This is a genomic window from Nonomuraea fuscirosea, assembly GCF_035917475.1.
Taxonomy (GTDB): Bacteria; Actinomycetota; Actinomycetes; order Streptosporangiales; family Streptosporangiaceae; genus Nonomuraea; species Nonomuraea fuscirosea.
Window position 1 is genome coordinate 5,211,276 of sequence record NZ_CP109074.1, and the last position, 12,064, is coordinate 5,223,339.

The following is a 12,064-nucleotide window of genomic DNA, read 5'->3' on the forward strand; positions in this document are numbered from 1 at the left end:
GTCGTAGGTAGGTACGGAGACGAAGGAATGATCGGACTAGTGACCAGGATCCGCCCGAAACGGCCATCGTTCAAGGAGGACACGAATCTTGTTCGTGTCCGGTGCCGCGCGCCGGTCAGCCCTTCAGGCCGCCACTGAGCAGGTCCAGCCGCCAGAAGCGCTGCAGGAACAGCAGCAACGCGATGAGCGGGATGACCGACACGGCGGCGCCCACGATGGCGATGCCGTAGAGGGCGGGCTCCGACGATCCCTGGGACAGCAGCGTGTAGAGGCCCACGGTGATCGGGAACTTGGACTGGTCCGACAGCATGATGTACGGCAGCAGGAAGTTGTTCCACGTGCCCACGAAGTGCAGCATGAAGATCGTCACCATGCCGGGGACCATCATGGGCAGCCCGATGGAGCCGAGGATGCGATATTCGCTCGCCCCGTCGATCCTGGCCGCCTCCAGGGTGGCGTCCGGCACCGAGGACAGCGCGTACACGCGGGCCAGGTAGATGCCGAACGGCGAGATGAGGCTGGGCAGCAGGACCGACCAGTAGCCGCCGACCAGGTTCAGCTCCGACATGATCAGGTACTGCGGGATGGCCAGCGTCATGCCGGGCACGAGCACGCCGGCCAGGATCGCGTAGAACAGCACGCCGCGGCCTCTGAACTCGTACTTGGCCATGCCGTAGCCGGCCAGCGTCGAGATGAGGGTGGAGGCGGCGGAGCCGGCGACGGCGTACAGGGCGCTGTTGGCCGCCCAGCGCACGAACTGGCCGTCGCCGTAGGCGAACAGGTCACGCAGGTTGTCCAGCAGGCCCGTGCCGGGGGCGAAGGTGAAGGTGGAGAAGAGCTCGGCGCTGGACTTGGTCGAGGCCACGATCACCCAGGCGACCGGCACCAGGCAGTAGAGCGCGCCGACGAGCAGGACGACGGTGGGCAGGATCTTGGCCCGCTGGTGCGGCAGGAGCTGCTCCTTCATCGCATGCCCCCGAACGCCCGCCGCTGGGTGAGCTTGAGCAGCACGACGGAGACGGCGAGGGTGCCGGCGGCCAGGACGACGGAGGCGGCCGAGGCCAGCGGCAGGTCGTCGCGGAGGAAGGCGTTGCGGTAGATCAGCATCAGGGGCACCCAGGTCTGGGAGATCTCGGTGGTCATCGGTTTGAGCGTGGTCGGCTCGCCGTACACCTGCAGCGTGCCGATGAGCGCGAACAGGCCGGTGAGCACGAGCGCGGGCGCGACCAGGGGGATCTTGACGTGCCAGGCGATCCGCCACTCTGAGGCGCCGTCGATGCGGGCGGCGTCGGACAGCTCGGCGGGGATGCCGCGCAGCGACGTGTAGATGATGATCATGTTGAAGCCGACGCCGCCCCAGATCGCGACGTTGGCCAGCGACGGGTAGATGCCGCCCGCGCCGAGGAACGGGATCTCGCCCAGCCCCAGCTCCCGGGTGAGGAAGCTGAAGGGGCTGGTCGAGGGCAGGTACATGAAGCCCCACAGGAGCGAGGCGGTCACGCCGGGGATCGCGTACGGCAGGAAGATCGCCGTACGCGAGAACCGGCGGCCGCGCGAGCCCGCGTAGTCGAGCAGCAGCGCGAACAGCAGCGCCAGCCCGAGCGTCAGCGGCACGCTGATCAGCCCGTAGAGGGCGAGCCGCCAGAAACCGGCCCAGAACTCGGGGTCGGTCAGCGTCCTGGCGTAGTTGTCCAGCCCGACGAAGACCTCCTGGCGGGTGCCGAAGATGCCGGCGCCGGTCAGCCGCAGGCCGCGGACGCTGAGGTAGACGGCGTAGCCGATCGGCACGGCAAGGAAGGCCACGAACAGCACCACCGCGGGCGCGACGAACAGGTACGGCGCCCGCGACCCGCGGCGGGCGCCGGCGGGGGCGGTCATGAGCCGGCGACCTGGAAGCCCGTGGCCTTCATGTCGTCGACCACGACCTGCTGGGTCTTCTTCAGTGCGTCGGCCAGCGGGGTCCTGTCGCGGACGGCGGCGGCCACGGCGTCCTGGTAGGCGCTGGAGGCGGTGCCGACGTTCGGGCCCCAGCTGATGTGCGGAATGGTGTTCTGGGCCGCCTTGGCGGCGACCTGCCAGTAGTCCTTCTGCCCGCCGACCAGCTTGGGCGGCTCGCTGGTGCTGGTGGCCTGCTGGCCGGCCAGCGAGGCCGGGTACTCGCCGGCGGCGATCTGGAGGTCGTTGGCCGTCTTGTCGGTGTTCATCCAGGCGGCGAACGTGGCGGCGGCCTGGACGTGCTGGGAGTTCTTGGTGACGGCGAGGGCGCTGCCGCCCTGGAAGGCGACGCGGGCGTCGCCGGCGGTCCACTGCGGCAGCGGCGCGATGGCCCAGTCGCCGGCCTGCTTCTCGGCGATGCCGTACAGCACGCCGGGGGCCCACAGGGCGCTCGGCCAGCTGAGGATCTTGCCCTTGTTCAGCTTGTTGTTCCACTCGGGGGTGAGCAGCGGCTGGGCCTTGATCAGGTCCTTGTCGATGAGCCCCTGCCAGAAGCCGGCCACCTCCAGGGAGGGCGCGTCGGCGATGCCCACGCTCCACGTGGTGTCCTGGACCTTCCACCAGGACGCGCCGGCCTGCTGGGCGAGGCCGGCGAAGTTGCCGAACTCGGCGGGGGCGAACGTGGCCAGGTAGGCCTCGGGGTCCTTCTTACGCACCTGGGCGGCCACGTCGGCGAAGTCCTGCCAGGTGACGGGGACCTCGATCTTCAGCTCGTCGAAGCGCTTCCTGTTGTAGACGAAGACCATCGGGCCGAGGTCCTGCGGCACGCCGTAGACGGCGCCGTCGAAGCTGGTGAGGGTCCACACGTCGGGGCTGAACGCGTCCTTGATCGGGCCGGTGTGGGCGGAGATGTCGGCCAGCGCGCCGGCCACGATCATGGCGGGCAGCGACTCGTACTCCAGGCAGGCGGCGTCGGGGCCGTTGCCCGCGCGGCCGGCGGTGAGCAGCTTGGCCGCCGTGTCGGTGCCGCCGCCGACGTCGGTGTGCTGGACCTGGATGTCCGGGTGCGCCTTGTTGAACGCCGCGACCTTGTCCTTCTGCCCCGAGCCCCAGCACCAGAACTGCAGCGTGACCGGCCCCGACTCGGCGGCCGGCGTGGTGGCGGCCGAGTCGCCGGCGCCCGACGAGCAGGCGGCCAGGAGAGCCGCCATGCCGAGCGCCGCGATCGAGCCGGAGGCCCCTCTGATACGCATCCCGCGTCTCCTTCTCCCGAGAGTCGGCTTTGCAGAAAAGCCAACCTAGGGAACAGATGAGCTCCGTGTCACTACTTGTGCAGATATTTCAGAACGGTTATGTGAGGGCGTCTTCACTCGGCCGACATGTTAGCTTTGCCGCAAAGCCAAAGCGAGGGAGGCTGGCGTTGATGGCGGTCAGGCCCCGAAGATGGGGCGGCATGTGGGACGCCCTACCCGACGCCGCGCGCTCCATCGTCAAGGAGCTGATCATTCACGGTCCGCAGTCCAGGACCGCGCTGGCCAAGACCCTGCACCTGTCGACCGGCAGCCTGACCCGGCTGACCAAGCCGATGGTGGACGCCGGGCTGCTCGTCGAGGGCGAGGTGGTGCACGACCCGGTGAACGGCCGGCCCACCCGTCCCCTCGACGTGGCCGCCGCCGAGCACCGCTTTTTCGGGATCAAGCTGACGTCCGACCGGGTGCACGCCGTCGTCACCGACCTGCGCGCGGAGGTCATCGCCGCCCGCGACGAGCCGATCGCCGACCACGACCCGGAGGCCGTGTGCCGGCAGGCCAAGCGCCTGCTCGACGACCTGTCGGGCGAGCGACCGGCCGAGCGGCCGGACGGGCGAAAAGACGGGCGGCCGAACGGACAGCCAGGCGGACAGTCAGACGGGCAGCCGGACGGGCAGCCGGACGGGCAGCCGGACGGGCGGTCTGACGGGGGGCGCGCGGGGGCGACCGTCGGCGCCGGGGTCACGGTCGGCGGCAACGCCCGCGCCTCCGCGCAGGTCGGCGGCGAGCCCCTGGTCGACGCCCCCTTCCTGGGCTGGTCGCAGGTGGAGCTGGCGCCGCTCATGGAGCGGGCGCTGGGCGTGCCGTGCGTGGTCAAGAACGACGTGGCGGCCCTGGCCCACCAGCACCACTGGTTCGGGCCGGGACGCGGCCTGCGCGACTTCGCGCTGATCACGATCGGCGCCGGCATCGGGTACGCGCTCATCGTGCACGACCACCTGGTCGCCGCCACCGAGGCGGATCTCGGCATGTTCGGCCACCTGGTGCTCGACGCCAGCGGCCCCATGTGCCCGGAAGGTCACCGCGGCTGCGCGGCGGCGTACCTGTCGAGCTGGTCCGTCGAGGCCACCGCCGGGCAGGGGCTGCGCCGTGCGGTCACGTACGACGAGGTCCTGCGGCTGGCCGCGGCCGGCGACCGGGTCTGCCGCAGCGTCGTCCGCGAGGCGGCGGGCGCCCTGGGCCGGCTCATCGCCCACGTCGCCACCGTCTCCATGGTCAAGACCGTCGTCCTCGCGGGCGAGGGCGTGGAGCTGGCCCGCCTGGCCGCGGACGACCTCGGCCGGGCCCTGACCGCCGACCGGCGCGGCGTGCCCGGCTCGGTCGACGTGGTCGTCGAGGCCGACGACTTCCGCGAGTGGGCCCGCGGCGGCGCGGTCGTCGCCATCCAGAGTTTCGTCACCGGCAGCGACTAGAACGATCAGGAGGACGGACGCGCGTGAAACGGCAATCGGCCAAGCTCTCGGACGCCGGCATCTGGGTGGGGGTCAACTTCTGGTCGCGGGCGGGCGGGCCGCTCATGTGGCGCTCGTACGAGCCGGAGATCGTCTCGGCGGAGCTGGCAATCATGCGCGAGCACGGCATGACCGTCACCAGGAGCTTCTTCTACTGGCCCGACTTCATGCCCGCCCCGGACGCGCTGGACGAGGAGCTGGTGTCCCGCTACGCCGACTTCCTCGACCGGCATCAGGAGCTCGGCATGCGCACGATCCCGACGTTCATCGTCGGCCACATGTCCGGCCAGAACTGGGACCCCGCCTGGCGGCAGGGCCGCGACCTGTTCGGCGACGTGTGGTTCGTGGCCCGCCAGGCCTGGTACGTCCGCGAGCTGACGGCCCGCTTCAAGGACCACCCCGCCGTCGCCGCCTGGCTGCTGACCAACGAGATCCCCATCTACGGCGACTGGCGCTCACGCGGCATCGGCACCCTCGACCACGAGCAGGTGACGAGCTGGGCCCAGATCCTCATCGACGCCGTCAGGGCCGGCGGCGGCACCCAGCCGGTCTCCGTCGGCGACGGCGCCTGGGGCGTGGAGGTCACCGGCGCCGACAACGGCTTCCGCGTACGGGAGCTGGCCGGGCTGGTCGACTTCCTCGGCCCGCACGTCTACCGGATGGAGACCGACCCGGTGCGCCAGCACCTGGGCGCGGCCTTCGTCTGCGAGCTGCTCGACCTCGGCGGCAAGCCGGTGATCATGGAGGAGTTCGGCCTCACCAGCGACTACGCCAGTGAGGAGCACGCCGCCCACTACTACCGCCAGGTCCTGCACAACACCCTGCTGGCCGGCGCGACCGGCTGGCTGGCCTGGAACAACACCGACTACGACGACCTGTGGCGGCAGGAGCCGTACAGCCACCACCCGTTCGAGATGCACTTCGGGCTGGTGGACGCGGCCGGGCGGCCCAAGGCCCAGGCCCGCGAGGTGCGCGACTTCGCCCGCGTGCTCGACCGCGTGGACCTGGCGCGCTGCTCCCGCCCGGACGCCGAGGCGGCGCTGGTCGTCTCCTCCTACCTGGAGAGCCGTTACCCGTTCACCCAGCCGGGCGACGCGACGATCGTCTTCGACGTGTGCCGGCAGGCGTACGTGGCGGCCCGCGAGGCGGACCTGACGGTCGGCGTGGCCAGGGAGCGGGACGGCGTGCCCGGCGACTGCAAGCTGTATCTGCTGCCGTCGGCCAAGCAGCTCACCGCGCCCGGCTGGCGCGCGCTGCTGGAGCGGGCCCGCGCGGGCGCCACCGTGTACGCCTCCTACTTCGCCGGCGAGCACACCAACCAGCGCGGCTCCTGGTGGCCGGACCTGGACGGCATGTTCGGGGTGCGCAAGCGGTCCAGGTACGGCCTGGTCGAGCCGATCCACGGCGATCGGCTGACGTTGACCATGACCGCGGATCTGGGCGATCTCAAGGCCGGGGACGAGCTGGTCTTCCCGGTGGCGGGGACGGCGAACTCGCGCTCGTACCTGCCGGTCGAGCCCGACGGGGCGCAGGTGCTGGCCCGTGACGCGGAAGGACGGCCGGCGCTGCTGCGGCACGCGGTGGGCGACGGCTGGACGGTGCTGGCCACCTACCCGCTGGAGTACATGGCGGCGATCACGCCGCACGCCAACCCGGAGGACACCTGGCGCCTGTACCGCGCGCTGGCCACGCAGGCGGGCGTGGAGCCGGCGGTCTCGTTCGACACGCCCCTCGTGAGCGCCGCCCTGATGCGGCACGAGGACGGCCGCGTCTTCGTGTGGTGCGTCAGCCAGTCGGACGCGGAGATCAAGGCGGCGCCCGTCGTCCGCGGCGGAAGCCTCAGGAACGCGGACGGCTCTCCGGTGAGCGTGGTGGAGCTGCCCCCGTACGGCGTGAGCGTGCTCGAACTCGCGTGATCACCGGGGCGGCGGATGTGCCAGCATGGCCGGTATGACGATCTTTGTCCATGAGGCAGGACCGGCAGGGGCGCCCGCGGTGGTGCTGCTGCACGCCGCGGGCACCAGCGGCTGGATGTGGGAGAAGCAGGTGGCCGCCCTCTCCGCGGACCTGCGCGTCCTGGTGCCCGACCTGCCCGGGCACGGGCGCAGCAACACCCGCGAGTGGGTCTCGTTCGCCGACACCGCCCGCCTGGTCGCCGAGGTGATCGCCGGGCGGGCGCCCGGGGGCGCGGCGCACGTCGTGGGGCTGTCCATGGGCGGGTACGTGGCCGCGCACCTCGCCGCGACCTCGCCCGAGGCCGTCGGCGGCGCGATCGTGAGCGGCATCAACGTGCTGCCGTTCCCGAACCCCGGCCGGTTGCGGCTCATGGGCGCGCTCATCGCGCCGGTGATGAAGTGGGGGCCGGTGCTGCGGGCCAACGCCCGCGCGCTCAGGGTCCCCGAGGAGGACGTCGCCGGCTACGAGGCGGCCGCGCGGGCCACCACCCGGCAGTCGTTCCGCCGGGTCAGCGACGAGGCGGTGGGGTTCCGGCTGCCCGGCGCGGCCGGGACGTCCCCGTGCCCGGTCCTGGCCGTGGCGGGCGGCGAGGAGCACGAGCTGACCAGGGGCTCACTGGCCGAGATCGCCGCCGCGTTCCCGCACGGCGAGGCCCGCCTGGTGCCGGGCGTGGGCCACGGGTGGAGCGGCGAGAAGCCGGAGCTGTTCACGGCCATGATCAGGGCGCGGGTGACCGGCGATCCCCTGCCGGAGGAGCTGCGGCCCCTCGGCTGACGGCACCGCGGCCCGCGCGGGCCCAGGACGGCGGGCCCACGACGGCGGGCTCAGGCGGGTTCAGGACGGCGGGTCCTTGTGCGGCACCCGGGCCATGAGCAGGGCGATGTCGTCCTCGGCCGGGGTGTCGCCCACGATGGTGTCGATCACGTGGGCGCACAGGTCGTTCAGCGGCAGCGCGGCCCCGGCCAGGGCGGTGCCCAGCCGGTCCATGCCCGCGTCCAGGTCGGCCTGCCGGGTCTCGATCAGGCCGTCGGTGTAGAGGGCGAGCACGGTGCCGGGGGGCAGCTCCAGTTCGAGCGATTCGAAGGAGCCCATGCCCAGGCCGATCGGGGTGCCGCTGGGCAGGTTCGGGAAGTGCACCTCCCCCGACGGCGCCATCACGGCCGGCGGCGGATGCCCGGCCGTGGCCATGGTGCAGCGCCGGGTGGCGGGGTCGTAGACCGCGTACAGGCAGGTGGCGCCCGTGGCGTCACGGGGCTCGCCGTCGGCGGCCTCCTCGTCGGACAGGCGCGCGACCAGGTCGTCGAGGCGGGCGAGCAGCTCGTGCGGCCGCAGGCCCAGATAGGCCAGGGTGCGCACGGCGGTGCGCAGGCGGCCCATCGTCGCCGCGGCGTCGATGCCGTGGCCGGTCACGTCGCCGACGACCAGGGCCAGCCGGGAGTCGTCCAGCCTGATCGCGTCGAACCAGTCGCCGCCGACGCCTTCGTGCAGGTCGGAGGGCAGGTAGTGGGAGGCCACCTCCAGCGTGCCGCCGCCGTCCAGGTTGCGTGGCAGCAGGTTGCGCTGCAGGGCCAGGGCGGCGTTGCGCTCGCGGGTGTACCGGCGGGCGTTGTCCAGGCTCAGCGCGGCGCGGGCGACCAGCTCCTCGGCCAGAAGCAGGTCGTCGGTGGTGAACGGCTGCGCGTTCTCGTGCCGGACGAACACGGCGACGCCCAGGAGCTCGCCGCGGGCCTTCAGCGGCACGATGATCAGCGAGTGCATGCCGGTGTGGTGGATCATCCGCGCCCGGTCCGGATCCTCGTCGAGCCAACTGCCGGGGCGGGTGTTCATCACGGGCTCGAAATGGCTCTCCCCGCTGTCGAGCACCTTGGTGAAGGGTGACGACGGCGGGACGAAGACCGCGTGCCCGCGCGGCCAGAGCGATTCGGGGGCGTCGTCGTGGACCGAGGCCACCCCCGCCCGGCGGAAGACGGGGATGCTCGACGACGTGGCGGTCAGCCGTTGCAGGGGCTCGGAGCCGGGCATGACCTCTTCGCCCAGATCGACCGTGACGTAGTCGGCCAGGATCGGCACCGCCAGGTCCGCCAGCTCCTGCGCGGTCCGTTTCACGTCGAGCGTGCTGCCGATCCTGATGCCGGCCTCACGCAGCAGCGTCAGGCGGTCGCGGGCCTGGCTCCTGCTGATGTCGAGCGCCAGCGAGCAGATGCCGAGCGGCTGCCCTTCCACGCCGTCCAGCCGGAACAGCGAGATGGACAGGGTGAGCTCCCCCCGTCCGTCGGCCGGGAACGCCCGTGCCTCGCGGTCGACCGCGGGCTTGCCGGTCTCCAGCACGCCGCGCATCGTCTCCCGTATGGTCGTGGTGTCGTACCCGGCGATGGGGTCGTGCAGCGAGGCGCCGATCCGGTAGTGCGGGAAGGCCGGCTCCAGGCTCTCGGCCGCCGCGTTGCGCCACACGCAGCGCAGATCGCGATCCCAGAAGGCCATGGCCACGGGGAAGTGGGTGAGCAGCCGCTCCAGCAGCGAACCCGCGCCGCCGAACAGATCACCGATCGCCGGGACCAGCGACACGAGCCAGGCGTCGCCCGCCAGCGCGGTCAGCATCTTGGCGCCCTCGGCGCGGACCAGGACGGAGTGCCCGTCGCGGCACAGGATCTCGCTCAGACCGGACAGCCGCTCCTCCTCCTTCAGCCGTCTGAGCCAGCCGCTCCGGTCGGGCGGCGGGAGGAGGCGCGTGCCCGGGCGGCCGAGCACCTCGTCGGCGGTGTAGCCGGTCAGCCGTTCGGTGTCCGCGGTCCATCCGATGACCGTGCCCGCCGTGTTGACCACGACAAACGCCGGGATCGGCTCGGCCGCCGTCATGCCGTCGTTCAACCTGGGCTCGAACGGTCTCATCAGCCCAGGATATTGACCCTGACCTGGGATGATTCTCCCTTGACCAAGGCTTGTGGTGCTATATGCACATCTTCAGCCCAGTGCCTGGTCCAGGTTGAACGCGGCGCTGATGAGCGCGAGGTGCGTGATGGCCTGCGGGAAGTTGCCCAGTTGCTCGCCGGTGTGCCCGATCTCCTCGGCGTACAGGCCCAGGTGGTTGGCGTAGGTGAGCATCTTCTCGAAGGCCAGGCGGGCCTCGTCGACGCGGCCTGCGCGGGCCAGCGCCTCGACGTACCAGAACGAGCAGATCGAGAACGTGCCCTCGGGCCCCTCCAGGCCGTCGGGACTGACCTCGGGGTCGTAGCGGTAGACCAGCGAGTCGGAGACCAGCCCGTCGCCCAGCGCGTCGAGGGTGGACAGCCAGCGGGGATCGGTCGGCGAGACGAACTTGGCCAGCGGCATCATCAGGATCGAGGCGTCCAGCACGTCCTCGTCGTAGTGCTGGACGAACGCGTTCAGCTGCTCCGACCAGCCGCGCCGCATGATGTCGCGGTAGATCGTGTCGCGCGCTCGCCGCCAGCGGGGGATGTCGGCGGGCAGGCCGCGCTGGCCGGCCATGCGCATGGCGCGCTCGATCGCCACCCAGCACATCAGCCGCGAGTAGACGAAGTTCTTGCGCCCGCCGCGGGTCTCCCAGATGCCCTCGTCGGGCTGGTCCCAGTTGTCGGCGACCCAGTCGACCAGCGTGCACACCTCGTCCCAGCGTTCGCTGGAGATCGGGTCGCCCCACTTGTTGTAGAGGTAGATGGAGTCGATGAGCGCCCCGTAGATGTCGAGCTGGAGCTGTCCGGCGGCGGCGTTGCCGATCCGCACGGGAGCCGATCCCCTGTGCCCCTCCAGGTGGGTGAGCTCCTCCTCCGGCAGGTCGGCGCGGCCGTCGATGCCGTACATGATCTGCATGGGGCCGGCGGCGCTCCCGCCGTCGCGGGCGACGTGCTTGGACAGGAAGCCCATGAACGCCTCGGCCTCCTCGGTGAAGCCGAGCCTGAGCAGGGCGTAGACGCAGAACGCGGCGTCGCGCACCCACACGTACCGGTAGTCCCAGTTGCGGCCGCCGCCGAGCTGCTCGGGCAGGCTGGTCGTGGGGGCGGCGACGATCCCGCCCGTCGGGGCGAAGGTGAGCAGCTTCAGCGTCAGGGCGGAGCGGTGCACGACCTCCCGCCACCTGCCCCGGTAGCGGGAGGCGGACAGCCAGCGGCGCCAATACCGCACGGTGTCCTCGAACTCCCGCTCCGCCTCCTCGATCGGGCAGTCGGCCGGGGCGATCCGGTCGTCGATCCGGTCGAGGGCGAGCACGGCCTGCTCACCCTCCTTCAGCTCGAAGGCGCTCCAGGCGTCCCTGCCGTCGTTCTCGACGGGCACGCTCGCCGACAGCGCGAGGGACAGGGCCTCCGACTCGAACAGCGTGCGGCCGCCTTCCGTGCGGACCGTGTGGGGCTGCCTGGCGTAGTCGAAGCGCGGCGCCACCCTGGCGCGGAACGGGAGCGTGCCGCGCACGCAGGTGACCCGGCGGATCACCCGGTGCCGGTCGGCCTCGCGGCCGTCGTCCGTGAGCGGCATGAAGTCCTGGATCTCGCCCACGCCGTCCTCGGCGAAGAAGCGGGTGATCAGCACGTTGGTGTCGGGGAAGTAGAACTGCTTGGTCGTCGCGGGGACGTCGGCGCACAGCTCGAACGAGCCGCCCCGGCCGGCGTCCAGGATCGAGGCGAAGACGCTGGGGGCGTCGAACCGCGGGCAGCAGTACCAGTCGATGGTGCCGTCGGTGCCCACGAGGGCGACGGTCCGCAGGTCACCGATCAGGCCGTGCTCACCGATCGGCAGGTATCTGGTGTCTCCCCGCATATCCCCAAAGTACGCAGAAAGCCGCCTGCAGAGCACCCGTCGGCCGTCAAGAGCCCGCAATCTTCCCGGCTCGTCTCACCCATCGTCCGCCACCGGAACCAATCACCCTGTTTGACGATCTCCAGCGGGGAAAGCTCGGAAGGGCCCCGCGGAACCTCCCGGCCCCCGTCGGGCGAGGCGATGATGATTGACGAGTTCGAACTTCGGTGTCCCATCACGGCCGACCTGGCCCTGATCCGGGACCTGGTCGGCATGCACGCACGCCACTGCGGGCTGCCCGGGCACCGGCTGGAGGACCTTGTGCTGGCCGTCAACGAGGCGGTCACCAACGTGCTCGACCACGGCGGCGGGGCCGGCACCGTGACCGCGCGGCAGGCCGGCGACCTGATCATGGTGGAGGTCCTCGACCTCGCGGGCGGGCTCACCCCCGACCATTTGGCCTGCGCCACCGTCGATCCCACCGCGGCCCGGGGGTACGGGCTGTGGGTGATCCAGCACCTGTGTGACGAGGTCACGCTGCGGCAGACCGAGCGGGGCTCGCTGCTGACCCTGTTCGTGCGCCACCGCGCGCCCGCGCCGCGCCGGAACGAGCCCGGCCCTTTCGTTCGCCCGCGCAGTGAGCTCGCCTTTACGCTGTAGATC

Annotated in this window: 9 protein-coding genes; 4 read left to right on the forward strand and 5 right to left on the reverse strand. The window is 71.5% G+C overall.

Translation table 11 applies throughout. From position 1 onward, the window contains the following. Positions 1–115: 115 nt before the first annotated feature. From OIE67_RS23910 to OIE67_RS23920, 3 genes are read right to left on the reverse strand one after another with little or no spacing between them, the layout of a single operon-like run. Positions 116–967: a carbohydrate ABC transporter permease gene (locus OIE67_RS23910; protein WP_326643936.1), complete on the reverse strand. Its 852-nt coding sequence runs from the start codon at positions 965–967 to the stop codon at positions 116–118. After that, positions 964–1,878 (reverse strand): carbohydrate ABC transporter permease, encoded by a 915-nt coding sequence (locus tag OIE67_RS23915; protein ID WP_326643938.1) that lies wholly within the window; start codon positions 1,876–1,878, stop codon positions 964–966. Before OIE67_RS23915 ends, OIE67_RS23910 begins: the two co-directional genes overlap by 4 nt. After that, positions 1,875–3,188, reverse strand: coding sequence for an ABC transporter substrate-binding protein (locus OIE67_RS23920; protein ID WP_326643940.1), 1,314 nt, complete (start codon positions 3,186–3,188; stop codon positions 1,875–1,877). Before OIE67_RS23920 ends, OIE67_RS23915 begins: the two co-directional genes overlap by 4 nt. Before the next feature lie 200 nt (positions 3,189–3,388). Here OIE67_RS23920 and OIE67_RS23925 point away from each other — a divergent pair, with 200 nt between their 5' ends. Genes OIE67_RS23925 through OIE67_RS23935 form a run of 3 tightly spaced genes read left to right on the forward strand, consistent with a single transcriptional unit; the run spans position 3,389 to position 7,426 of the window. Next, positions 3,389–4,657, forward strand: coding sequence for an ROK family transcriptional regulator (locus OIE67_RS23925; protein WP_326643942.1), 1,269 nt, complete (start codon positions 3,389–3,391; stop codon positions 4,655–4,657). 23 nt (positions 4,658–4,680) lie between these two features. Next, positions 4,681–6,612: a cellulase family glycosylhydrolase gene (locus tag OIE67_RS23930; RefSeq protein ID WP_326643944.1), complete on the forward strand. Its 1,932-nt coding sequence runs from the start codon at positions 4,681–4,683 to the stop codon at positions 6,610–6,612. Positions 6,613–6,646: 34 nt separating this feature from the next. Further along, entirely contained in the window at positions 6,647–7,426 is a 780-nt protein-coding gene (locus tag OIE67_RS23935; protein ID WP_326643946.1) for an alpha/beta fold hydrolase, read from the forward strand. A gap of 60 nt (positions 7,427–7,486) precedes the next feature. Here OIE67_RS23935 and OIE67_RS23940 read toward each other — a convergent pair whose 3' ends face one another. Both OIE67_RS23940 and OIE67_RS23945 read right to left on the reverse strand, forming a co-directional pair. Next, on the reverse strand, positions 7,487–9,541 hold the full coding sequence (locus OIE67_RS23940) for a SpoIIE family protein phosphatase (RefSeq protein ID WP_326643947.1): 2,055 nt from the start codon (positions 9,539–9,541) through the stop codon (positions 7,487–7,489). Positions 9,542–9,613: 72 nt separating this feature from the next. Next, positions 9,614–11,422 (reverse strand): glycoside hydrolase family 15 protein, encoded by a 1,809-nt coding sequence (locus tag OIE67_RS23945; RefSeq protein ID WP_326643948.1) that lies wholly within the window; start codon positions 11,420–11,422, stop codon positions 9,614–9,616. 180 nt (positions 11,423–11,602) lie between these two features. On the opposite strand from OIE67_RS23945, the gene OIE67_RS23950 reads away from it, so the two are divergent. Beyond that, a complete protein-coding gene (locus OIE67_RS23950; protein WP_326643951.1) occupies positions 11,603–12,061 on the forward strand; it encodes an ATP-binding protein in 459 nt (152 codons plus the stop codon). Positions 12,062–12,064 lie beyond the last annotated feature (3 nt).